At 42.7% G+C, this 23,119-nt stretch carries 23 protein-coding genes; 13 read left to right on the top strand and 10 right to left on the bottom strand.

Features of this window, described 5'->3' with window-relative positions:
* The first annotated feature begins 232 nt into the window (after positions 1-232).
* The gene (locus tag IEW05_RS01805) at positions 233-1,654 is read left to right on the top strand and encodes an SMI1/KNR4 family protein (RefSeq protein WP_188535236.1); all 1,422 of its coding nucleotides are present in this window, start codon (positions 233-235) and stop codon (positions 1,652-1,654) included.
* Between the two features lie 32 nt (positions 1,655-1,686).
* On the opposite strand, the gene IEW05_RS01810 is transcribed toward IEW05_RS01805, so the two are convergent.
* From IEW05_RS01810 to IEW05_RS01820, 3 genes are all read right to left on the bottom strand, one after another.
* Positions 1,687-2,691: a DUF4003 family protein gene (locus tag IEW05_RS01810; RefSeq protein WP_188535238.1), complete on the bottom strand. Its 1,005-nt coding sequence runs from the start codon at positions 2,689-2,691 to the stop codon at positions 1,687-1,689.
* Between the two features lie 128 nt (positions 2,692-2,819).
* Entirely contained in the window at positions 2,820-4,022 is a 1,203-nt protein-coding gene (locus IEW05_RS01815; RefSeq protein WP_188535240.1) for an MFS transporter, read from the bottom strand.
* A gap of 24 nt (positions 4,023-4,046) precedes the next feature.
* The gene (locus IEW05_RS01820; protein ID WP_188535242.1) at positions 4,047-4,628 is read right to left on the bottom strand and encodes a TetR/AcrR family transcriptional regulator; all 582 of its coding nucleotides are present in this window, start codon (positions 4,626-4,628) and stop codon (positions 4,047-4,049) included.
* Between the two features lie 206 nt (positions 4,629-4,834).
* On the opposite strand from IEW05_RS01820, the gene IEW05_RS01825 reads away from it, so the two are divergent.
* The 3 genes from IEW05_RS01825 (at position 4,835) to IEW05_RS01835 (ending at position 6,035) form a co-directional block, all read left to right on the top strand.
* A complete protein-coding gene (locus tag IEW05_RS01825) occupies positions 4,835-5,050 on the top strand; it encodes a hypothetical protein (RefSeq protein WP_188535244.1) in 216 nt (71 codons plus the stop codon).
* Between the two features lie 220 nt (positions 5,051-5,270).
* On the top strand, positions 5,271-5,705 hold the full coding sequence (locus tag IEW05_RS01830) for an SRPBCC family protein (protein ID WP_188535246.1): 435 nt from the start codon (positions 5,271-5,273) through the stop codon (positions 5,703-5,705).
* A complete protein-coding gene (locus tag IEW05_RS01835) occupies positions 5,706-6,035 on the top strand; it encodes an ArsR/SmtB family transcription factor (RefSeq protein WP_188535248.1) in 330 nt (109 codons plus the stop codon).
* A 56-nt stretch (positions 6,036-6,091) separates the two neighbouring features.
* On the opposite strand, the gene IEW05_RS01840 is transcribed toward IEW05_RS01835, so the two are convergent.
* Entirely contained in the window at positions 6,092-7,174 is a 1,083-nt protein-coding gene (locus IEW05_RS01840) for a GntR family transcriptional regulator (protein WP_188535250.1), read from the bottom strand.
* Between the two features lie 312 nt (positions 7,175-7,486).
* Here IEW05_RS01840 and IEW05_RS01845 point away from each other — a divergent pair, with 312 nt between their 5' ends.
* From IEW05_RS01845 to araA, 3 genes are read left to right on the top strand one after another with little or no spacing between them, the layout of a single operon-like run.
* The gene (locus IEW05_RS01845) at positions 7,487-9,094 is read left to right on the top strand and encodes a xylulokinase (protein WP_188535252.1); all 1,608 of its coding nucleotides are present in this window, start codon (positions 7,487-7,489) and stop codon (positions 9,092-9,094) included.
* A gap of 16 nt (positions 9,095-9,110) precedes the next feature.
* A complete protein-coding gene (locus IEW05_RS01850; protein WP_188535254.1) occupies positions 9,111-9,806 on the top strand; it encodes an L-ribulose-5-phosphate 4-epimerase in 696 nt (231 codons plus the stop codon).
* Positions 9,807-9,838: 32 nt separating this feature from the next.
* Entirely contained in the window at positions 9,839-11,263 is a 1,425-nt protein-coding gene (araA, locus tag IEW05_RS01855; protein WP_188535256.1) for an L-arabinose isomerase, read from the top strand.
* 58 nt (positions 11,264-11,321) lie between these two features.
* Here araA and IEW05_RS01860 read toward each other — a convergent pair whose 3' ends face one another.
* On the bottom strand, positions 11,322-11,735 hold the full coding sequence (locus tag IEW05_RS01860) for a GNAT family N-acetyltransferase (RefSeq protein ID WP_188535258.1): 414 nt from the start codon (positions 11,733-11,735) through the stop codon (positions 11,322-11,324).
* Positions 11,736-11,948: 213 nt separating this feature from the next.
* Between IEW05_RS01860 and IEW05_RS01865 the strand changes: the two genes are divergently transcribed.
* Genes IEW05_RS01865 through IEW05_RS01880 form a run of 4 tightly spaced genes read left to right on the top strand, consistent with a single transcriptional unit; the run spans position 11,949 to position 15,312 of the window.
* Positions 11,949-12,764: a GGDEF domain-containing protein gene (locus IEW05_RS01865; protein WP_188535260.1), complete on the top strand. Its 816-nt coding sequence runs from the start codon at positions 11,949-11,951 to the stop codon at positions 12,762-12,764.
* Between the two features lie 15 nt (positions 12,765-12,779).
* Positions 12,780-13,799 (top strand): DUF2804 domain-containing protein, encoded by a 1,020-nt coding sequence (locus IEW05_RS01870; protein WP_188535262.1) that lies wholly within the window; start codon positions 12,780-12,782, stop codon positions 13,797-13,799.
* A gap of 5 nt (positions 13,800-13,804) precedes the next feature.
* Complete coding sequence (locus IEW05_RS01875) at positions 13,805-14,722, top strand: AraC family transcriptional regulator (RefSeq protein WP_188535264.1); 918 nt, start codon at positions 13,805-13,807, stop codon at positions 14,720-14,722.
* A 17-nt stretch (positions 14,723-14,739) separates the two neighbouring features.
* Positions 14,740-15,312, top strand: a complete 573-nt coding sequence (locus tag IEW05_RS01880; RefSeq protein ID WP_188535266.1) for a GNAT family N-acetyltransferase — start codon at positions 14,740-14,742, stop codon at positions 15,310-15,312.
* 98 nt (positions 15,313-15,410) lie between these two features.
* On the opposite strand, the gene udk is transcribed toward IEW05_RS01880, so the two are convergent.
* Entirely contained in the window at positions 15,411-16,046 is a 636-nt protein-coding gene (gene udk, locus IEW05_RS01885) for a uridine kinase (RefSeq protein WP_188535268.1), read from the bottom strand.
* Between the two features lie 317 nt (positions 16,047-16,363).
* Between udk and IEW05_RS01890 the strand changes: the two genes are divergently transcribed.
* A complete protein-coding gene (locus IEW05_RS01890) occupies positions 16,364-17,026 on the top strand; it encodes a DUF4309 domain-containing protein (protein ID WP_188535270.1) in 663 nt (220 codons plus the stop codon).
* A gap of 444 nt (positions 17,027-17,470) precedes the next feature.
* On the opposite strand, the gene IEW05_RS01895 is transcribed toward IEW05_RS01890, so the two are convergent.
* From IEW05_RS01895 to IEW05_RS01910, 4 genes are all read right to left on the bottom strand, one after another.
* Positions 17,471-18,883 (bottom strand): nucleoside recognition domain-containing protein, encoded by a 1,413-nt coding sequence (locus tag IEW05_RS01895; protein ID WP_188535272.1) that lies wholly within the window; start codon positions 18,881-18,883, stop codon positions 17,471-17,473.
* Positions 18,861-19,592, bottom strand: a complete 732-nt coding sequence (locus tag IEW05_RS01900; RefSeq protein ID WP_188540675.1) for a FeoB small GTPase domain-containing protein — start codon at positions 19,590-19,592, stop codon at positions 18,861-18,863. The genes IEW05_RS01895 and IEW05_RS01900 overlap by 23 nt, the downstream gene beginning before the upstream one ends.
* Complete coding sequence (locus tag IEW05_RS01905; protein WP_188535274.1) at positions 19,592-19,843, bottom strand: FeoA family protein; 252 nt, start codon at positions 19,841-19,843, stop codon at positions 19,592-19,594. The genes IEW05_RS01900 and IEW05_RS01905 overlap by 1 nt, the downstream gene beginning before the upstream one ends.
* A gap of 226 nt (positions 19,844-20,069) precedes the next feature.
* Complete coding sequence (locus tag IEW05_RS01910) at positions 20,070-20,960, bottom strand: AraC family transcriptional regulator (protein WP_188535276.1); 891 nt, start codon at positions 20,958-20,960, stop codon at positions 20,070-20,072.
* A 162-nt stretch (positions 20,961-21,122) separates the two neighbouring features.
* On the opposite strand from IEW05_RS01910, the gene IEW05_RS01915 reads away from it, so the two are divergent.
* On the top strand, positions 21,123-23,096 hold the full coding sequence (locus IEW05_RS01915) for a glycoside hydrolase family 127 protein (RefSeq protein ID WP_188535278.1): 1,974 nt from the start codon (positions 21,123-21,125) through the stop codon (positions 23,094-23,096).
* Positions 23,097-23,119: the final 23 nt, after the last annotated feature.

Below are 23,119 nucleotides of genomic sequence, written 5' to 3' on the forward strand. Positions count from 1 at the left end.
AAATCTTGGTGCATGTGAAGAAAAATACTATAAAGTATTTTAATTGAGCGTCGCAAAATGGCTTCAAAACTTGCCGTTACGGTGAACCTTATCATAAGTGACAGCGAATATAATATGGTGTAGACAATAGTTGAGGGAGTCAATTTCCAATCCCTACATCCCATCTGGTAGAATAGGAAGAACTATATTTTCTATATTCTAGTAATTTGATTATACGTTTGGGAGGTAGACCGTGGATAAAGAACTAATCGTACAGCTGATGCAGTGGCATGAAGATGATGAACACCAGAAGATTGTGGATACTCTGATGGAGATTCCTCCAGAGGACAGAGATTACGAGGTGATCAGCAGTCTGGCAAGAGCGTATAACAATCTGGAACGTTATGAAGAAGCGCTTGAGCAGTTTGCAATGATTGCGGAACAGGGGCAAAATGACCCGTTGTGGCATTATCGTATGGGATATTCCTATTACTATCTGAATCGATATGAGGAAGCAGTGAACGTGCTAAGTATCGCCCAAGACCTCGATCCTGACGACGAGTATACGGCCATGTTACTGAACTCCAGCCAGCGCAAGCTGCACAAAGAACAACAAGCCGCGGCCAGACGGGCAGTCAGAGAGCAGCATCATGATTCGGGGACGGCTGCAACTCCTTTTGAAGGGATGGATCTCACAGGCTTCTGGGACGATAGCGATTATGCGGTAAGAGAGTATGTATCTGCCACACCTACGGATGAACTGATTGCTTCAGTAGAAGAAGAACTCGGTTACAAGCTTCCTGCCTCTTATATCCATCTGATGAAGCAGCACAATGGGGGAGTTCCTAATACTACTTGTTTTCCGACGGAGGACCCGACCTCATGGGCCGAGGATCATATTGCGATTACGGGCATTATGGGTATCGGGCGCGAGAAAAGCTATTCACTCTGCGGCGATCTCGGCAGCCTATTCATGATTGAGGAGTGGGGCTATCCTGACATTGGCGTGGTGATCTGTGACTGCCCTTCGGCAGGCCATGATGTCGTGATGCTGGATTACCGGAACTGCGGGAGGGATGGCGAACCCGAGGTGATTCATGTGGATCAGGAAAATGATTATGAGATAACGTTCCTGGCGCAAGACTTCGAGACGTTTATACGCGGCCTGGTGAGTGAGGATGAATACGATACCTCTCAAGAAGATAAAGAGGAGGATCTGCGCAAAGTAGCCGTAGGCAAATTCTCGCCTTTACTGACGGAGCTATCCAGTAGTGTGACTGAAGTGGACCAGCTTGAGCAGAAAATCCGTAAAGTCTGTACTCGAATAGTTGAAGTGAAGGGACACTTTCACTTTCATGCGGATGAGCTTTCTACTCTGATGTACGATGTGCAGTTCTGGCTGTACACAAACTCTTATCCGAATACGAGCCGTCAACAATATCTGGATGTATATGAGAAAATGATCGCTTTTGGCGGCGAGTTCGGTCAAGGCGGGTATGCTCCCGGTTGGATCAGCGACTGGCTGGATGGGCGGATACGGGAAGGGTTAATCGTTCAGGACAACGGGGTGCTTAGCTTCACGGATCAAGCCCGCTCAGAGGTCATTGCATGGCTGGAAGCGGAAGCCGCAGAAGAGGACGGTGCCCCTTTTAAAAGTCAATCAACCAAAAGATAATCCCCGCCATTGACGGGGATTATCTTTTTTGGTCAATTGGAACTCGAGGAAGCCGCTGAAGATGCGGCAACTGCCGCAGCAACGGCTAAGGCGGTCTGTTGGGCGATGACTATGTTTGTTATGCTGGTGGCTGCAGTAGTCGTAAGGAGCGTGTCACCGCGTGCGTTCTCCAAATGTTTGGATGCCACCAGTGCAGCGCAGAGTAGCAGAAGCTCGGGCTGGGTAATGGACCAGCTGCTAAAGCCTTTTTCTGTACGAAGATAGTTAAAGGAATCTGCGATATCTGTGGTAATACTCTCTATCTCAGATGGAAGTAAGGATAATATGCCTAGCGATGGTAATGTATACTCTTTATCCATACGCAGTCCTTGTTCACGGAAAATATCCCTCAGTTCGAGCACACGGGCTATCGAGGATGTCTCATCGGATTCCCCAAGGGCTAATACCTGCGTCAGTGCCTGTACACTGTTCCCGGTTCGAAAGGGAAGCTGGGGTTTTAGTGCATCATAGAGCCGATCCATCCGGGCGCCGCAGCTTTCTACATCAGCCCCAGAGAGGGCAAGCATGCTGGCAAAGATATAGTCGTCCTGCGAGGTTTGGAAGCGGCGCGTTTGTTTCATCCGGTCATAGAAGGCTTTTGCTCTTTCTACCGTATATTTATATTGATCAGGCTCTGTATGAGCAGCGATCTGATAGGCAGCGACAACAAGGTAATCGGAGGTTCTGAATTTACTCGCCTTCATCAGGTCATAGACTTCCATGGTCTGGTTAAGTATGGTCTTCGGATCTTTGGTTAAAGAGAGTAAAGCTGAGATACTGATTGCCGAATTACCCCTGAACATCGAGAAAGGCCCAGTAGCGTCCTTAATGAGGGCATAGCTGTTATGCAGCTCATCTCCATCAATAGCTCTGTCTTCTAGCGCAAACAGTAGAGCGGCAAGCCGATTCACCTGCACACTTCGCCATTTAAATATTTTATTTGTCTGCCGACTGTTATCGGCAAATAAGGCGAGTCGTTCCTGGTACAGCGTCGTCATAAATCTCCCTCCTTTATATCCATTAGCGTCTTCTATTTTCAGGTGAAAGTCAATAACAATAGTTGAAGTTGAACGGACAAGAAAACTGTCGAGAATTTCTCGACAGCCTGAGTTGTTCGTCCCTTATATTATTTTACCAATCTATTAGCTGATTGTTTTTCTTTCCACATCATCGTAATGACAAGACCGATAAACATAATGACAGCAGCAAAGAGATATGGATAGTTGATGTTGATATCAAACAATATACCGGCTAATGCGGGCCCGGCGATATTACCTATGCTTGTGTAGGTGGAGTTCATTCCAGCGATAAATCCTTGTTCTTGTTCAGCCGTTTTGGATAAATAAGTCGTTAATGCTGGTCGTAGCAAGTCAAATGCGAGAAAGATAAAGCAAGTTACTAGCAAAATGGCTAGATAGCTTGAGATCAAGGTGGATGCTACTGCTAATACTACGCCGGTAATTAAGCATATCTGGATGAGTTTCTTCTCACCGAGTTTATTTACCATTTTACCAAACAAAAAGACCTGAACAACAACCCCGAAGATTGCGCTTATGGTAATAATGGTAGCAATATCTTGTGGAGTGAAACCGAATTTATGATCAGAATACAGACTAAATACAGTTTCATATTCTGATAAACCAAAGGCCAGTACAAACACGATAATGAAGGCAATTAAATAGGATGGGTGTAATGATCTTTTGATATCACTAATAAAGTTGGTATCTTTTTTTAGTTGTGCGATTTCCAACAGCTGCTGTTTGTTGAGTGGCTCTTTCAGAATAAATAGGGACGAAATACATGTTATTAATGCAAAGCCACCAGCAAAGTAGAATGGGGCACGTATACCTAGCTCGGCAATAAAACCTCCGATCCCTGGGCCAATAATAAAACCGATACTAATGGCGGCAGAAACATAGCCCATCGCTTTGGGTCGTTCTTCTACTGAGGTAATATCTGCAACATAGGCAGTTACGGCTGGCATAATAAATGCACCACTAATGCCTCCTAATATTCTGGATAAATAAAGAACGGGTACATTTGTACCTAGACCAAAGATCACCTCGGATACACTGAAGATGAATAAGCCGATGATGATCATTTTCTTTCTGCCATAGGTATCAATCCATCGCCCTGCCAAGGGAGACATCAGTAATTGTGCAAAAGCAAAGACCGCCATCAGATAACCCATAGCTTGACCTGATAAATGCATCATATTCATAAAGGATGGCATAACAGGGATGATAAGTCCGACACCTAGAAAAACAATGAATATATTACTTAATAGAATGAGTAAGACTGTTTTTTGTTCTTTCAATGGTTTCTTCATGAAGCAATACCTCTCTCTGTAAAATCATTGCTGTGAAATACCTCTCCAAAATACGGTCCATGAGGCATTTAGTTTCTCATTTAAACGTATTTCATTATTCCCATAAGCAAGCTCTAACATGATCGAATCAACTACACCTAAGAAAGCAAGAGTAGGGATGACGGCTGCGTCTTCCCTGATGGCTTTGGCACCGATCCAATCCTGAAATTTACTTTCTAGGACAGTTTGAATCTTGTTTTCCGAATCAGTGACTTCCTCATCAATCGCTGCAGCAAGATGAGGCGGTGGAAAAAAAGACATACGCAGCCAAAACTTTAACTGCTCATTTTTTTGAAACAAATCAATCACCAATTGCAGATATCCTAATAAATCTGTTTTGGGACTTTGGGCATCCACTTTACTCAAATATTGTAGTTTCGATGTGATTTCTGCCTTTTTGGCATCTTGTAACACTTGTAGAAATAGATCATCTTTTCCTTTGAAATGAGCATAGAGAGACTGTTTCTTCATACCGACCATATCGGCAATTTGCGATAGGGATGCTCCCTCATACCCATGAGTAGTAAAACATTTCAAAGCGATGTCTTTAATTTCTTTACTTTTCAATAACTTCACCTCGATATTAACGAACGGTCGTCAGTTATACTAACAAATTTAATTATTTTATGCAATGTAAATTAGTTTCCGTGATTAATGAACGATTCGAAGTATCAGTGGATGATAGAACGATGCGTTTTTTTGTGGAATAATTTCGAAAAATGTATTAAAGTGTTTATTGTCGCGTTTTTGGTAAGCGGACATTAAGTATTGGAGTGGGCATCATAAGTAAGAACAATAAAGGGTTGGTGTTCCCTCATTTAGATAAGAATCATATTATGGATCTCATTGGATTAATAGAATCGAATGATGCTCCCGAAATTCTAAATGAAGAAGAACAAAAACGTGCAAAAGTCGTAGTCGTTGAGCCAATGAAAAGAAGACGTCCTCAAAATGTAGAGACTCTACTTCGTAAAGTCTTGAATAATTAATGGGGATGTCCTAATAGAATAAGCTGTCCAAGTAGTCATATCGATGACGGTTTGGACAGCTTATTTGTGTTCAATCGCTGACTTATGGAGGCTCAAGGTAGCCCCGTAATATTATTACCTTTCTTGGATACACTACCAATTGACATAACACCAAATGGTGTTATATATTAATGAAGTGAAACCAAAAGGTTTCATATTCGCAAGGACAAAGGAGATTATTATGGAATCAAACAATCAGAAGCAACTTGAAGATATTACGCAAACCGTTATTGTGAAAGCCTCCATTCAAAAAGTATGGGACAAGGTTTCGACTGCGGAAGGGATTGCAGCTTGGTTTATGCCCAATGATTTCAAACTGGAGTTAGGACATGAATTCCATATCCAGTCGCCTTTTGGTCCATCGCCTTGTAAAGTAATCGAGATTGATGCGCCACACCGGCTTTCTTTTACATGGGATACGGATGGTTGGGTTGTATCTTTTATTCTCAAAGAGCTAGGTGATAAGACCGAGTTTACTTTGGTTCATGGTGGTTGGAAAGATGCGGATACATTGATTACGAAGGCGAATCAGAAAAGCTCGATTATCCGCGATCAAATGGCCCAAGGCTGGGTAGGGATTGTAAATGAGAGGTTTACAAAGGTGGTCGAGGGCTAAATGTCTTCATCCGCAGAAAAATATGATGTGTTTCAAGCTATAGCTGATCCAACTCGGCGAGAGGTACTTCGCTTGCTTACTGAAGAAGAAATGCCTATTTCAAAAATAACAGCTCATTTCAAAGTGACTCGTACAGCGATTGCCAAACATCTTCATATCCTTTCAGAAGCGGAGTTAGTGAGCGGACGAAAGGAAGGCAGGGAGAAGATCTATCAGTTGCGGCCAGAACCTTTAGCTGAATTGAAACAGTGGCTTACGTATTACGAACAATTTTGGAATAATAAATTGTCGATCCTGGGATATGTCGTTGAACAGGATGAGGAGAGCTGACGATAAGCTAAAGAAAGACCGACTCCATTTCACGGAGTCGGTCATTTTATTTATTCTTATCTCTCGACTACCGTTTCACCTTCAATTAAAACTGGTTGATAATATGTGCTGTTGGGTAGATCCTTTTTTCCTTGTAGTTTCTTGATGACCCAATCCGCTGCATCACGACCCATCGTTTCTTGGGGATGAGTCAAAGTAGTAAGTTTGATGTTCGCATTCTTGGCGATATAGGAATTGTCCTGGCCAATAATCGATAATTCCTCTGGAATTGAGATGTCCAGCTGCCTGCAGGCATGGACCACTTCCAAACCTACCTCGTCGTTATAGCAGACGATCGCAGTGAGGGTATCTCTATTTTTATTCAGGAAATCCTTCAAGTTTGTAGATAACGTCTGCTTAGTCTCCGTGTTGAATGAAAAAATTTGTTCAGGATAAAATCGCAATTTAGCTTCTTCGAGCGCTTTGATATATCCCTTCATTCGATACTTTCCTTGTAGATCATCCATTTTTGCAACAAGTCCAATTTGGTTATGCCCTTTGGATATCAATTCTTTGGTTGCCAGATAACTGGACTGCACATCATCAAGGCAAAGGTAAGGCAGCTCTATTTCTTCATAAAAAGCATTGATCATAATGAGCGGAATATCCTGTTCCTTAAACGATAGATAGTAAGCAATATTGGGGTTATACAAATTGCTCTTTGTAGGTTCGATGATTAAACCATCCACACCCTGGGACAGCATCATTTCCAGAGCTCTTTTCTCTTGTTCAACATCATTATTGGTACTAGCCAATAGCAGAGAATAATTATCCTCATTCAGTCGGCTTTCAATCCCGCGGATAATGGAGGGGAAGATGTAGTCTGAGATATAGGTTGTGATTACGCCTATTGTCTTCTTATGGGAACTCCCACCAGTCTTTGAACGATATTGGTTGCTGACATATGTACCAGAACCCTTTTCGCTTCGCAGGAATCCCTCGTTGGATAGTTCTAAAATGGCTTTTCGTACAGTCTGTCGGCTAACCTCATATAAGGACTGCAACGCAGACTCAGTAGGAATCTGTTCCCCGACAGTATAGTCTCCTGAAAGAATTTTGCTTTTTATATCATCTATAATCACTTGATACTTTGGTTTCATGTAATTCCTCTTTCTATACTTGTTCGCTTATATATTTACAAATCCAATAAAGCTGTATGTACAAATTATAGCATGACTACGAAATAAATAAAAAGGGGCTCTTTTTTTTGTCAAATTGTAAATATTTCGCATCTTAAGAGCATATGTCTACATAGAATATAGACCGAAATTAGTGTTATCTCCATATTTGTAGGTATATATAACTATTTTATTGACAAATGTACGTACAAATAAATATACTGAAGCTGTCGATAAAGAAAACAAATTCTTATCATGGCCTAATAATAAAGCGCTGTCAGAGAGGTGACTAACGTGATATCGAATCGATTAAGCATCGAAGAAGCGATCCTTAAGGGAGAAACTTCGCTGGGGATTGAACTTGGATCTACGCGTATCAAAGCAGTACTTATTGATCATAGCTTTCAAACGATCGCTTCTGGAAGTTATGAATGGGAAAATCAGCTGAAGGACGGTTTTTGGACGTACAACTTAGAGGACATAATCCAAGGTCTGCAAGACGCTTATCACGAAATGAAGCAAGAAGTTCAACAAAATTACGGACTCACTCTCCAAACCGTTGGTTCAATCGGGTTTTCTGCCATGATGCATGGATATATGGCTTTTGACGAACAAGATCAATTGCTTGTTCCGTTTCGGACTTGGCGTAATTCAACAACAGGTAAGGCTGCCAAAGAATTAACGGATCTGTTTGAATTCAATATCCCGGAACGGTGGAGCATTGCTCATCTTTATCAGGCGATATTATCCAAAGAAGAACATGTGCCAAAGGTACGTTATGTTACGACATTAGCAGGTTATATTCATTGGTTACTGACCGGTAACAAAGCAATTGGTGTTGGGGATGCTTCGGGGATGTTTCCGATTGATGAATCCATACAAAATTATAATGAATCCATGATACATCAGTTTGATGAACTTATTGCAAGCAAGGGTTATACCTTAAAGACTAGCGACCTTCTTCCTAAGGTGTATGTTGCTGGTGAGCAAGCGGGTGTATTAACCGAAGCGGGAGCTAAAATTCTGGATCCATCCCTGGATTTACAAGCAGGTATTCCACTGTGTTCTCCAGAAGGAGATGCCGGAACCGGGATGGTTGCTACGAATAGCGTAAGAAAGCGCACCGGGAATGTCTCGGTAGGAACCTCTATTTTTGCGATGATTGTATTAGAACAAGAACTGTCCAAGGTTTATCCGGAAATCGACATGGTCACTACGCCAGACGGAAGTCCAGTGGGGATGGTTCATGCTAATAACTGTTCAGGCGATCTTAATGCTTGGCTCGGATTATTCCGCGAGTTCTATGAAGCGATGGGACAAAAGGTAGAAGCTGATAAATTGTACAGTGTACTGCTGAATAAAGCTTTGGAGGCAGACCCAGATGCTGGTGGATTGCTGAGCTATGGTTATTTTTCAGGCGAGAATATTACCGGTTTAGAACAAGGTCGTCCGTTGTTTGTCCGCTCTCCGGAGAGCAAATTCAATCTGGCTAATTTTATGCGGATTCATTTGTTTACTGCATTTGGAGCTTTAAAAATTGGAATGGACATTTTGACGAAGGAAGAGAATGTTGCTATTGATAGCATTTTAGGTCATGGAGGCTTATTTAAGACTCCAGTAGTTGGTCAAAAAATGATGGCAGCCGCAATGAATGTTCCTGTTTCCGTCATGTCGACTGCCGGAGAAGGCGGCGCATGGGGAATGGCTATTCTTGCCTCTTACATGAAGAACAAGAATCAGGAAGAAAGCTTGGAAGACTTCCTCGATCAAAAGGTGTTCCAAGATGTTAAGGGGGAAGAGATTCATCCTGATGAATCCGACATTAAAGGATTTGAAACCTTTATCGAACGATACAAAAAAGGCCTGGCGATTGAGCAATCCGCTGTCGACAATTTAGTGTGAGAATGGAGGGAGCAAGATGTTAGAACAACTTAAAGAAGAGGTTTTTCAAGCCAATCTGGAATTGCCAAAACAAGGACTTATTAAATATACATGGGGAAATGTAAGTGCAATTGATCGTGAAAGTGGTTTGTTCGTAATCAAACCTAGCGGTGTAGGCTATGAGACGATGAAAGCCAGCGACATGGTAGTTGTTGATCTAGATGGGAATGTGGTTGAAGGAGATATGAGGCCTTCATCCGATACACCTACTCACGCAGTGCTGTATAAGCATTATTCCGAAATCGGAGGGATCGTGCATACACATTCCACTTGGGCGACCATCTGGGCTCAAGCAGGACTTGATGTTCCGGTAATGGGAACGACGCACGCCGATACATTCTATGGCTCCATTCCTTGTGCACGTTTCTTGACTCAAGAAGAAATCGATCGTGGTTACGAAGCGGAAACAGGTAATGTAATCATCGAAACCTTTGAACAACGTGGGATAGATATTATGGCGGTTCCCGGTGTTTTACTTAAAGGACACGGACCATTTACTTGGGGAAAAGATGCAAAATCCGCGGTAATGAACAGTGTTGTGTTAGATGAAGTAGCAAAAATGAATTTATTTGCCAGAGATTTGAATCATTTTGCAGAGGAATTACCGCAGGGAATTTTAGATAAACATTACTTGCGCAAACATGGAAAAGACGCTTATTACGGCCAAAAATAATCAAACTATAAAATTACGAAAAGAGGATGAATATGTCAACAGCAGTAGCAAAACAATTTTGGTTTGTCGTAGGTTCACAACATCTTTATGGGGAAGAAACATTGGCTGAAGTTAAAGCACACGCACAAACGATGACAGATGCTTTGAATAAAAGCGGAGTTCTGCCTTATCCACTAGTGTTACAAGACTTGGCTGTTAGCACAGATAAAATCACCAATATTATGAAAGAAGTCAACTACCGTGACGAAGTTGCCGGTGTCATCACTTGGATGCATACATTCTCCCCTGCAAAAATGTGGATTCGCGGAACAAAGATGCTGCAAAAGCCTTTGCTTCATCTAGCTACGCAATATAATGAAAGTATTCCTTGGGCAACAATCGATATGGACTTCATGAATCTAAACCAAGCAGCACATGGTGACCGTGAATATGGTTTTATTAACGCACGTTTGAACAAACAAAACAAAGTGGTTGTAGGTTACTGGGAACGCCCTGAAGTTCAAAAGCAAATTGCAGAATGGATGGACGTAGCCGTTGCTTATAATGAAAGCTTCAACATCAAAGTTGCTCGCTTTGGTGACAACATGCGTAACGTTGGCGTAACCGAAGGAGACAAAGTTGAAGCGCAAATTCAATTTGGTTGGACGGTTGACTACTTTGGTATTGGCGACCTTGTTCAAATGATTAATGAAGTTAAGGAAGAAGAAATCGATGCATTACTCGCTGAATATTCAGAGCTGTATGAATTCGATTACGGTACATACAGCAAAGAAGCTTGGGAAGCTAGCGTAAGAGTACAAGCAAGCTATGAAATCGCCATTAAACGTTTCCTTGATCAAGGTGGTTACAATGCCTTCACAACGAACTTCGAAGATTTACATGGTATGAAACAACTTCCTGGACTTGCTGTTCAACGTCTGATGGCACAAGGATATGGTTTTGCTGGTGAGGGAGATTGGAAGACGGCAGCACTTGATCGTTTGCTTAAAGTGATGAGCCATAACCAATCCACTGGCTTTATGGAAGACTACACTTATGAATTAACGGTTGGACAAGAATCCATCCTTCAATCCCATATGCTTGAGGTAGATCCTACTTTGGCAAGCAACAAACCCAAACTTATCGTTTCTCCATTAGGTATTGGTGGTAAAGATGATCCAGCTCGTTTAGTGTTTGATGGTAAAGCAGGAGACGGTGTGGTTGTTTCCATGGCTGACTTTGGCACGCATTACAAACTTTTGATCAACGAAGTTTCTGCGTTTGAGCCGACGGTTCCAGCTCCAAACCTTCCAGTAGCTCGTGTGCTTTGGAACGTTAAACCAAACTTCCAAGATGGGGTTAAAGCTTGGATTGAAAATGGCGGTGGTCACCATACCGTAGTTTCATTAACGTTAACAACAGACCAAATTATTGCTTACGCAAAGCTTGTTAACTTGGAATATGTAGTTATTAAGTAATAGCAATGATCAGCCTTATGACCGACTCTATTTCACAGAGTCGGTCATTTTGATTATGCTAATACTTTTTGAACATGCCTACTGATTTTGGGCTTGTATAATCAAACCCAAACTTTTTATATAGTTCATCTGCAGGAACATCGGCTATTAAGCTTACATAGGCTCTACTTGGTACGTTGTTATCCAAATAATTCATAAGTTCGCTCATAATCTGTTTTCCTAGCCCTTGGCCTTGTCTAGATGGATGTACCGCGATATCAACGATTTGATAGAAACAACCGCCGTCACCAATAATTCTCCCCATTCCAATAAGTTGATCATCAGAATCTCTTAGGGTTGTTAGGAATATAGAGTTGCCCAGAGCAATTTGGGATGCTTGTAAATCCTTTGGACTTAATCCAGCTGCTGCTCTCAATTCAAGATATTCATTTGGGGTTGGGGCTTCGTTTGATATGTTCATATTTGTTGTCATAATTACCTCCAGTGAATGTGCTCTTTTATATTATAGGTTAACGTAAGATCCCATGCGATATTCTTCACCGACGGTAATTTTTTAAGTCTACCCGCAATTCATTTGCCGTGTTGAATAATCCCGTAAAAATGTTTGTTAAGAAATTGTTCAGTTCGTCACTGTATAATGATAAGCTATCTTATAACTATTACAATGTGGAGTGAGGAAGTAGCAATGGAAGAGCTTCAAGTCTATATATTTGCCGTATTATCTTTAGTTGTAGCGGCACTGGTAGTTATCCTAATTGAGAAATTAATCTGGGGTGTAGCAAGTAAGAATAGAAATGTAAAAGTAGTTCGGGGTATTTTAACGGGACTCTTACTCGGAGCAGGAATTTGGTGTATGCATTTACTTAATAGTCAATCGCTATCTACGACTAACAAGGTGGAAACAGGAATTGTTTATCCTCTGCTTGTCTATCTTGTTACGATTGGATTACTATTGCTGCTGTCCTTCCTACTTCGGTCGAGGCTTGCGGAAAGTGCTAATTTAAGAGACTTAGCATATCGCGATTCACTGACGGGGCTGCTTAACAGCAATGGGATGAACGATTTTTGGGACCGGTGTAAAGGAACTCCGAAATTGGCGGTACTCTTTCTTGATCTGAACCGTTTCAAATCCATTAACGATAGTCTAGGTCATCATGTTGGTGATATGTTGTTAAAAGAGGTCGGGGCAGACCTGAGTCAATTTACGCGGAAGAATCGTCGTCACATCTTTCGGATTGGCGGCGATGAATTTGTGATTATCTCCAAAAATTGTGGTCAAAAGGAAGCTGAACGACTTGCAGTAACTATTCTTGAGAAGATCACTAAAAACTATGTACTGGATCAGCATGAATTGTTCGTGTCAGGTAGCATCGGCATCACGTTAAGTACGGGGAAAGTAGATCGGACGCGTCTGCTCAAAGAGGCGGACTCAGCGATGTATAGCGCGAAGCAACTGGGTACAGGTCGATATTATCTCTACAAACAATCTGTATCCAACTAATTTGGAGGTGTTGTTATGGAGCAGAATCAGATCACTTCACCAGGGAATTTGCTCGGGGACGATGGTTGCCTAATGCAGCGTGGGTATTCGACACAAGCCGTATTGAACTATAACCGTGCTGCAATTAAAGCTCGGCCATGGCGTATTAAAGAGTGGGATTTCTATCAGGTCGCAAACGATGACTTCTGCTTGCAAATGACGATTGGGCACGTATCCTATGCGGGAAATGTATCGGTAAAGTTATTTGAATTTGCTACAGGACAACACTACGAAATTACGAAAATGCTGGTACTTCCGTTTAATCGGCTACATATGCCAGCTTCGGCTGAGCAGGGAAATTTGACCTACCGTCAGAAAAATATGTTCATAGAGTTTCAGGTATCGGATGAAGGACGGAGATTGATCTGCAAGGCAACTGGCAAGAACTCGCCTCCAATCTCTGTCGATGTCGAGTTATCTCAACCTGATCCAACATCTATGGTGATCGCGACTCCTTTTGATGAGCATCCTGCGATGTTCTACTATAATCACAAGATCAATTGTATGCCAGCTCATGGCACTGTGCTTATCGGGGACAAAGAGTACCGTTTTGAACCTGACAGCGCGTTTGGCTTGCTTGATTGGGGCAGGGGCGTATGGCCTTTCCACCATGATTGGTATTGGGGGAACGGGAGCTGTTACGTGGATGGGAAGCGATTCGGCTTCAACATCGGCCACGGGTTCGGGAATACTTCTGCGGCAACGGAGAATATGCTGTTCTATGACGGGGCGGCCCATAAGCTCGGTGAGATCATCTTTGATTTGTCCGCTGGAGGTTACATGTCGAAGAAGCAAGTAAGCAGTGACAATGGACGATTTGAGATGGAGTTTACTCCTATCTATGACCAAATTACGGCAACAAAGCTTTTATTTGTGGGTAATAGCTGTCATCAGCTATTCGGAACGTTCACAGGAACTGCGGTACTCGATGACGGTAGGATCATCGAAGTGAAAGATATGGTCGCCTTTATCGAGCATGCCTCGAACAACTGGTGACGGGGATGAATCATGATTATGTTGAAAGAGTGAATACGGTCATTCAATATATTAAGGATCATAGCTCGGAGCGTCTTACCTTAGACGAGTTAGCCGAACAGGCTAATTTCTCGAAATACCATTTTAGTCGAATATTTAGTTCTCTAGTGGGGGTATCGCCCGTTGCGTTTGTAAATCAGGTCCGATTGGATAACTCCTTAGCTTATTTAACAGAGACCCATAGAACGATTCTAGATATTGCACAATGGTGTGGGTTTGAATCCGTGATCACCTTTAATGCGGCATTTAAGAAGCGTTTTAACAGAACGCCAAGTGAGGTTAGAGCGGAACTCAGTAAGAATAGCAATATTTCATTATTGGTTAGCAAGAAGCAAGAAGAGTTATTTCCTCCTCTACGTTACGATGATAACAGGAACACAAGTAACTTTCTGAGGAGGATTTGGGATATGAACATATCGATGCAAGAGATTCCTGAATACGAAGTAGCATTTGTTAGGCATGTGGGAAGTTACCTGGATACTCAGGTTGCTTGGAATGAGTTAGGAAACTGGGCATTTGGGCATGATCTGTCTCCCTTACATCAGTATTTTATCGGCATTTCATTAGACGATCCTCATGCGGTGGAGGAGAACCATTGTCGTTATGATGCATGCGTCACATTGCCACAAGGATTTCTAAGGAGCGAAGAGGGGAATATCCAGTTTAAAAGGTTGGCAGGTGGACTGTGCGCGGTATACTCGTTCTACGATACCATCGACAAATTGGCTATTGCATATCAGACGCTATATGCTCAATGGCTGCCTAATAGCGAATATGATGCCGATGATCGACCTTGCCTCGAATTCTGTATGAACGATCCTGCGAAGGATGCGGAAGGGAAATGTAAAGTCGATCTATACATACCTGTTAAGAGAAGAATTTGAGGGCAAGGAGATAAGTTATGGAGATCAACATTGCATTTGAGCAATTCCCTATCCTGAAATCGGAGCATTTGATTCTGAAGCAGATCGATGTTAGTCACCTTGAAGAGGTTTATGCTATTTATAGTAATGATAACGTCTTTGCATATTGCGGCATCTTACCCAAACATAATAAAGAAACCGTTAAGTCGATGATCGGGCATTTTGAAAGAGATTATAGCAAGAGATCTAGGATTAAATGGGGGATATTTACCTCGAATGATGAGGATAAGTTGGTAGGCATTATAGAAGCTTGCGATTTCAATCTAAAGGTCAACATGGTCACCATAGGCTACTTCTTGGCGGAAACGTATTGGGGACAAGGAATTGCTAGCCACGCGTTAAACAGATTACTTTCTTTCTTATTTGAGGAAGTGGGCGTGAATCGAGTACAGGCTGAGGTAATGCCTGCTAATGAAATCTCCAAAAAGGTGTTGCTCAGAAATGGCTTTGTTCTTGAAGGAACATTAAGACAAGCCTCATTCTGGTCGGGCAAGGGAATTGTTGATCTAGAGATGTATAGTATTCTCAAACAGGACTATGTGAACTCATAGTAAAAAAATAAGGGTCCCAGCTGCGCAACGCGTCGCTGGGACCACCAATAATTCATCTTATGCAGCTGGATTCCTACTTAGGAAATCGGCTGTTATTTTTATAGGTTGGAGGGTGTTAAGTCACCATTCAAGTATTTCTCTGTCAAGACAGTCAGTAGATGAATTCCAACCTGATTATGTCCACCTTCAGGGATGATCAGATCAGCATATTTCTTCGACGGCTCAATAAATGCCTCATGCATCGGCTTTACCGTAGTTAAATATTGATTGTGTATCGACTGAATCGAACGTCCACGTTCCTCGATATCCCGAAGTGTCCGACGTAATATACGTACATCGGGATCGGTATCGACAAATACCTTGATATCAAGTATCTCGCGGAGATTTTCGTCAGACAATACATGAAGCCCTTCGATTATGACAATATTGTTTGGCTTTAGTTCTACCGATTTGTCTTTGCAGCGAGCATGTACCGTGAAGTCATATACCGGAGCATATGCGGTTTGACCATCCTTCAGACTGCCAAGGTGCTCAATCAGCAGTTCGTTATCAAATGCAAACGGATGATCATAATTGATCAATTCGCGTTCAGCCATACTGAGGTGTGGATTATCTTTATAATAGTTATCCTGTGAGATAAATGTAACTTTTCCCGATCCTAGATTGTCTATAACGGAACGAGCCACTGTTGTTTTACCGGATCCAGTGCCGCCGGCGATACCTATGATAAGCATGGCGATTCGATAAACCTCCCCAAAAGAATACCTTTTACAATTTTAATATTGTAGCACAGCGTAGACATTTTTTCAGCTTCGTTCGACAAAATAGAGGAGAGTTTATACTTAAATTCGACAATCTTGGGTATAAAACAAGGATACAGCTGGAATCCGAGACGAATGCCCTAAATATTATCCACTATTTACCTCAATTGAATGCGCGAAGTCGGAGACAAATTCTTCAAAATTTTCTATGAAACGGTCGCTGGGAACGTAACTATGTTAGCGCTTTTATCGTCTTATTGTTATACGTCTGTTTATTAAGGAGAATGATTATGTTAACCAAACGGAACAAAGGATCCTATCGTTGGACGATTATAGTTCCAACAACACTCATCTTAATTGCACTGGCGACTTCAGGATGTACAAAAGCTGAACCGACTTTGTCTTCGGAGACAGACGATACTACAACGAACAGTTCTAACACAAATAATTCTGATAAGAAGGTTCAAGCGGAGAAACAACTAGATACCGCTGATAGTCATGTTACTTTGTTAACTGAGATAAAGGAGCTAGCCCAGAAGGGAAAAGCTAAGGGTGCAGAAGACTTTGTCGTCGGTACAACACGGATTGATGAGGTAATTAAGGCTTGGGGTGAACCTGACCAGTCCGCATCTTCCGAACACCTGTATGTGACCTACTCATCTGGAAAGAACAAAGGGTTCTTTGATTTTTTCGTGGGACAGGATGACGTTGTAAATGAAATTCGTATTAGTGATAGTTCGCTAGATCCACAGGGAGACGGCAACTATTTGACGTGGCAAGACATCTTCGATGTGTATGGGGGGACGGATCAAGACATTTCGGAGGATGAAGATCTACATGCATTAGTCTATCCAATGGGTAATTATGAGTTGAAAGTCACCGTGCCTAAATATAACGAAAAACCAAAAATAATAATAACTTCCATTTCGGTAACTTTACCTAAAGCAGAATAATAAGTGTAGAGAAGGGGCTCCATCGACATTTCATTGAAATGTTCGAGGAGCCCCTTCGAGCTGTTAGTTAATGCAGACCCTCTGTATAATGAGGCAGCATTTTTCGATTGTCCAGATCGGATCATCCAGAGGGCATGAAACACGGAACATGAATAACAGGAATTCCTCCAGTTAATGTGACTGGCCTACTTAGTGTAGGCAATCTAACAGGAATTTCTCCATGTAAATTGTCGTTTTGAAGTTAAAATGCTGGAGTTTGCTTGAATTAACTGGAGTAATTCCAGTTAATAGTCGACGGATGGGTTTCTCCTAATTATTTAACAGGAGAAATTCCATGTAAATGGGGAAGAGGCTTGCGCTATATTAGCTCAGTACATAACAAAAACAGGGCCACTGATAGGAATCAGTACCCTGTCCTAGTCAAACGATAATATGAAGTGAAATTTACACCCACCCAAACAATCTAACAAGTTGAGCTACGGTAAACGTCACACCAATCGCGATACCGAGTGGAATGACGGCGGAGAGAACGGCCCACTTCATGCTTTTCGTTTCTTTATATATGTTTATGAGCGTTGTGCCACACGGATAGTGGAGCAGGGAGAACAACATCATACTAAGTGCAGTTAACCACGTCCAACCGTGAGCGAGGAAGACGTCTTTGATACTGCCCAGACTGTCGATATCCACCATAGCCCCAGAAGACATATAGCCCATCAATAGAATAGGGAGTACGATTTCATTCGCAGGCAGCCCGAGAATAAAGGCCATAATAATAAATCCGTCCATGCCAAGTAATTGTCCGAATGGATCGAAGAAAGCAGCCATATGGTTCAGGATACTATCTCCACCAACAAAGATATTACCGAGCATCCAGGTGATCACCCCGGCAGGTGCAGCGACAACAACGGCTCGCATCAACACGTTTAATGACTTTTCCTTGGAAGAGACGAGGATCGTCTTCCAGATGTGTGGACGACGGAACGGCGGAAGTTCCAAGGTGTAATGCGTTGGCACGCCACGAAGGGCGGTCTTGGACATGACCCAGGAGACGGTCAGCGTAACCGTAATACCGATTAGCACCATACCCATAAGTACGGAGGCTGTTGACAGCGTACGTAATGCGCCCGTTGTAGCGGCTCCTGCCATGAACAATGATGAGAGTAAGATCAGCGTAGGCCAACGGCCGTTACAAGGTACAAAATTGTTCGTCAGAATCGCTAACATCCGTTCACGCGGCGACTCAATGATACGTGTAGATAGAATGGCAGCGGCATTACAGCCGAAGCCCATCGACATAGTTAGGGCTTGCTTGCCGTGTCCACCGGACTTCTTAAATAAACGGTCCATGTTAAAGGCGACACGAGGGAGATAACCGAAGTTCTCCAGCAAGGCAAACACAGGGAAGAAGATCATCATTGGCGGCAGCATGACACTGACGACCCAAGACGTTCCGCGGTACAGTCCCAGAACTAACAGTCCATGAAGCCAATCGGGAGCATGAACCGCTTGAAATCCAGCAGTTAGATAACCCTCTATCCAGCCGAATAAGGAGGCAAGCCAGCTTGAAGGGTAATTGGCTCCAGCAATGGTGATCCAGAACACAACCCCGAGAATACCAAGCATGATTGGGAAACCCCATATTTTTGAGGTTACAATCGCATCTAGTTTATTGGTGCTATTTAGTTTTTTCTTATCGCGGTACGTTATTGTATCCTTGCAAATACCAGTAGATACGCGGTAAATTCCACTGACAATATCATCACGGATGGAATTTCCGTCCGCGAGCTTTTTTGCTGCTTCCAGCAAAGAATCTAGCGTGTCAGCACCTTTGTTAGTGGCAAGCGGTGACTCCATGACCGACAACCTCCTTTACATTCGATGTAGCTTTGCTATCCATGTTGTCCTTAAGTGAGGAGAGTAGGCTGCTGTCACCATCCATTAAGCGTAATGCAATCCAGCGCGCAGGATATTTGGAGCCAATAAGGCCCTCAACCATGGGGATCAGCTGGGCAATGCCCTGTTCAATTTCATCATTATAGGTGATCTTCATGGGCTCCGAAGTAAAGGCTCCAGTAGCAACTCGCTCTACTTGATCAAGTAACGCTTCAATCCCGATCTTATTTCGCGCTGATATAGCTACGACCGGTACCCCGAGTCGTTTGGAGATCGCCTTGACATCGATATCGATGCCGAATTTACGTGCCTCATCGATCAGATTAATGCAGACGACGGCTCTGCCGGTAATTTCTAGTACCTGTAAAGCAAGATTGAGATTACGCTCTAGTGATGTTGCATCAAGTACAACAAGCGTTACATCCGGTTGCTCGAAAATAATATAATCTCTGGCTACCTCCTCATCGGCGGAGTTGGAGTACAGCGAATACGTACCGGGAAGATCGATCGCACGGTATACGTTGTTGTTATGAGTAAATTCGCCCTCAGCGGAAATAACGGTTTTGCCAGCCCAGTTACCTGTATGTTGCCGTAATCCAGTCAGCAGGTTGAACAGGGTGCTTTTGCCCGTATTAGGATTGCCTGCAAAAGCGACAGTATATTGCTTCATCATTCTACACCTCCGATTAATTCTCCATATATCAAGGAACTTTCTTCTTTACGTAGTGCAATCGTCGTGTTACTTACACGGAAGGCGGTTGGGTCTCCAAGTGGACTATGCCGCAGCACTTCTATGTCATTTCCAACGACGAATCCGAGATCTAGCAATCTCCGTCTTAATACGCCCTCCACATCTATGCGAGTTATGCGCAGGGTGTTACCCAGCTCTGCTTCCGATAATGGGATATTTGTTCCACTCATCAAGATCCACCTTCTTCATCTATGTTTAGTTTGTTACGTTGAATTTGTGATGATAACTGACATTGTTGTACTATGCCACAAGATTAGTATATGCTAATAACTTTGTCTTGTGAACAAAAAAGTTGCACAAAGGCAAAATAAATTTTGGAAACCCCTCTACAAAGGGGGAAATTAAGACTTTTCCTCTATAGAAGGGTTTTGGATTATACCAATATATGTAATAAAATCAGCGAGGTCCAATAAACTTCATGCGAAAATTAGAAGGAGAAATGCCTTCTTTTTTAGAAAAACAGGATGAAAAATAAGAGACATGATGAAAGCCGACTTCTTCCGCAATGCGAGCTACAGACCAGGCGGTTTGAATGAGTAATTTTTTTGCCTGTTCTATCCGAAAATACGTTAGATATTCTATGGGGGTCATGCCGTATATTTTTAACATACATTTGGCCAAGTAATTGGGATGATAATTCAATTCCTGTTGCAAAATGGCGTTGGAGAGATTCCGGGTGTAGTTTTGTCGTATAAATAGTTCAATTTTCTCCGCTAAATGAAAGGCTGTAGCATCAGACATAGAAGCTAGATCCCGGTCTAGATGCTGTATAAACAATTGAAATGCGGCTTGTCTTTTCCAATTTCGCATCGTTTGTGGTTCTTGTTCCAGAAGAGTGAAATTGTTCAAGACCTCCATTTCTTTTTGAGAAACTCGGATATGTTTGGGAATAAAAATGGAGCAAACGTCACAATGGTTTAAGTAAGCGATTTGTTTGTGAGTTTCAATTAATTCGGTTTGATTGTCCAAGCATTCCTTCATATCCTGACATTCTCTCCAGCTTCCAAAGGTTTGAAAGTGGATCCAGATCATTTCAGTCTCCTGAGTACAGGGTGCTGCTCCATAATGAGTTGCATCTGGTCTTAATATTAATGCCTCCCCCTGTTGTAACTCCCACTCCTTATCATTCTCTCCAATCGACAATGCCCCTTTGGTTACAACAATCAAATCGAATACACCAATGTTTTTTCGCTTTATATGACGCTCTCCAATGCCATATGTTGCTCGCCCACAGTCTAGAAAATAAGGGATGGGAGGAGAGATGAAATGTAAAATGGATGAGTTCATTGGGGACCTCCAAAAGGTTGAGATTTTTAAAAAACAGGTTGAATCTAATGATGTCAATCTCATAATAAAGCATGTAATATAATAAATAAAGCGCTTACTAAAAGGTTGGAATAATTAATATAAAATTTGAATGGACAATAAGAAGAGAGAGGGGAAATAAATATGACACAGTTACATCACTCCACAGTTCCAAATACTAAAAGTCAAATACAAGACCCATTTTGGTCTGAATATATACGATTAGTTCGCGAGGTAGTTGTTCCTTATCAATGGGAAGCATTGAATGACAGAGTGCCGGAGGCAGAACCGAGTCGTGCCATTACTAATTTCAAAATTGCTGCAGGGCAGACGAAGGGCGACTTCTACGGGATGGTGTTCCAAGACAGCGATGTAGCCAAGTGGTTAGAAGCGGTTGCGTATTTACTTGGCACGCAGAGCGACCCTGATTTGGAGCAAATAGCAGATGAAGTTATTGAGATCATTGCTAAGGCGCAGCAGCCTGACGGCTATTTAAATACTTATTTCACAATAAAAGAGCCAGGTCACCGTTGGACAAACCTTGCAGAATGCCATGAACTCTATTGTGCAGGACATATGATCGAAGCAGGTGTGGCCTATTATCAAGCTACCGGAAAAAGAGTTCTGTTAGATGTTGTTTGTCGATTCGCAGATTATATTGATACCGTATTTGGCAAAGAACCTGGTAAGCTACATGGTTATGACGGCCATCAGGAGATCGAATTGGCTTTGATGAAGTTGTATCATGCTACAGGTGAGGAGAAGTATCTCAAGCTTAGCTCCTATTTTATAGAGCAACGTGGGGTTACACCGCATTTCTATGAGGAAGAGTGGAGAAAACGAGGCAAGACCTCGCACTTTCCACAACTCACGATGATATTTGATCATGCTTATAGTCAATCTCATCTACCTGTTCGCGAGCAGATTACGGCGGAGGGTCATGCGGTAAGGTTGGTTTACATGTGTACAGCGATGGCAGATTTGGCCGCAGAAACCGGAGATCCGGGTCTACTGAAAGCTTGTAGGAAACTGTGGAGTAATATCGTGAGTAAACGGATGTACATCACAGGTGGAATTGGATCGATGGAACAGGGGGAGTCGTTCACGATGGATTATGACCTTCCTGGAGATACGGCGTATGCCGAGACCTGTGCTTCCATTGGGTTGATCTTCTTCGCTCAGCGGATGTTACGAATATCCCCGGATAGTAAAATTGCTGATGTGATGGAACGTGCTTTGTATAATACGGTTGTTAGTGGCATGTCTCAAGACGGGAAGAAATTTTTCTATGTTAATCCATTGGAGGTATATCCTGCAGCTCACGGAAAGAACAAAATTTATGATCATGTGAAGCCAGAACGACAGGGTTGGTTCGGTTGCGCCTGCTGCCCACCTAATATAGCGCGGTTACTCGCATCGTTAGGCGACTATGTGTATACCAAACAAAAAGATACCCTATACGTTCAATTATATGTTGGAAGTAAAATTGACCTCGAAATGGCAGGGAAACAGGTTCGGATTGAGCAAGAGTCTAAGTATACATCAAACGGGGAAGTAAGCTTCCGAATTCATACCGAGCAAGCAACTCCATTTACACTTGCTTTGCGGATGCCGGAGTGGTGCGATCAGGTGGAAGTTACGGCTCACGGGAAACGGCAAGTGTTCAAAAGTGGGGATGAGGATGGTTATATTCGGTTGAATCGAATATGGGAGCCGGATGAAGTGATTGATGTGGTGTTCTCGATGCCCGTATTACGGATGAAAGCTCATCCTCTTGTTCGCCAAAATTTTGGTAAAGTCGCTCTGCAACGCGGGCCATTCGTATATTGCTTGGAAGAGGCGGATAATGGCGCTGGGTTATATCAACTTAGATTACCAGCGGGCTCTCCATTTGAAGTCCAACCGGATGATCAGCTTCATGAAGGATTGAACGTTATTTATGCCACTGGTGAGCGATGGACTGCTGCGGAAGGCTGGGAGGAGCAGTTATATCGTAGTGATTCTCGGTGGAATAAAGAGAGTGCTCCATTAAAATTCATTCCTTACTTTACCTGGGCCAACCGCGGGTTGGGTGAGATGTCCGTGTGGGTTGAAGAGACGCAGTCAAAAGATGTGTAGCCAAAAGATTATGAAGAAAGATG

This window comes from Paenibacillus segetis (assembly GCF_014639155.1).
GTDB classification, from domain to species: Bacteria; Bacillota; Bacilli; order Paenibacillales; family Paenibacillaceae; genus Fontibacillus; species Fontibacillus segetis.

Coding starts and splice junctions, on each gene's coding strand:
- IEW05_RS01875 (WP_188535264.1), top strand. CDS start 13,805: ATGAATCATGATTATGTTGAAAGAGTGAATACGGTCATTCAATATATT.
- IEW05_RS01830 (WP_188535246.1), top strand. CDS start 5,271: ATGGAATCAAACAATCAGAAGCAACTTGAAGATATTACGCAAACCGTT.
- IEW05_RS01810 (WP_188535238.1), bottom strand. CDS start 2,691: ATGACGACGCTGTACCAGGAACGACTCGCCTTATTTGCCGATAACAGT.
- IEW05_RS01815 (WP_188535240.1), bottom strand. CDS start 4,022: ATGAAGAAACCATTGAAAGAACAAAAAACAGTCTTACTCATTCTATTA.
- IEW05_RS01870 (WP_188535262.1), top strand. CDS start 12,780: ATGGAGCAGAATCAGATCACTTCACCAGGGAATTTGCTCGGGGACGAT.
- araA (WP_188535256.1), top strand. CDS start 9,839: ATGTCAACAGCAGTAGCAAAACAATTTTGGTTTGTCGTAGGTTCACAA.
- IEW05_RS01850 (WP_188535254.1), top strand. CDS start 9,111: ATGTTAGAACAACTTAAAGAAGAGGTTTTTCAAGCCAATCTGGAATTG.
- IEW05_RS01910 (WP_188535276.1), bottom strand. CDS start 20,960: ATGAACTCATCCATTTTACATTTCATCTCTCCTCCCATCCCTTATTTT.
- IEW05_RS01915 (WP_188535278.1), top strand. CDS start 21,123: ATGACACAGTTACATCACTCCACAGTTCCAAATACTAAAAGTCAAATA.
- IEW05_RS01880 (WP_188535266.1), top strand. CDS start 14,740: ATGGAGATCAACATTGCATTTGAGCAATTCCCTATCCTGAAATCGGAG.
- IEW05_RS01905 (WP_188535274.1), bottom strand. CDS start 19,843: ATGAGTGGAACAAATATCCCATTATCGGAAGCAGAGCTGGGTAACACC.
- IEW05_RS01835 (WP_188535248.1), top strand. CDS start 5,706: ATGTCTTCATCCGCAGAAAAATATGATGTGTTTCAAGCTATAGCTGAT.
- IEW05_RS01900 (WP_188540675.1), bottom strand. CDS start 19,592: ATGAAGCAATATACTGTCGCTTTTGCAGGCAATCCTAATACGGGCAAA.
- IEW05_RS01890 (WP_188535270.1), top strand. CDS start 16,364: ATGTTAACCAAACGGAACAAAGGATCCTATCGTTGGACGATTATAGTT.
- udk (WP_188535268.1), bottom strand. CDS start 16,046: ATGCTTATCATAGGTATCGCCGGCGGCACTGGATCCGGTAAAACAACA.
- IEW05_RS01895 (WP_188535272.1), bottom strand. CDS start 18,883: ATGGAGTCACCGCTTGCCACTAACAAAGGTGCTGACACGCTAGATTCT.
- IEW05_RS01860 (WP_188535258.1), bottom strand. CDS start 11,735: ATGACAACAAATATGAACATATCAAACGAAGCCCCAACCCCAAATGAA.
- IEW05_RS01865 (WP_188535260.1), top strand. CDS start 11,949: ATGGAAGAGCTTCAAGTCTATATATTTGCCGTATTATCTTTAGTTGTA.
- IEW05_RS01840 (WP_188535250.1), bottom strand. CDS start 7,174: ATGAAACCAAAGTATCAAGTGATTATAGATGATATAAAAAGCAAAATT.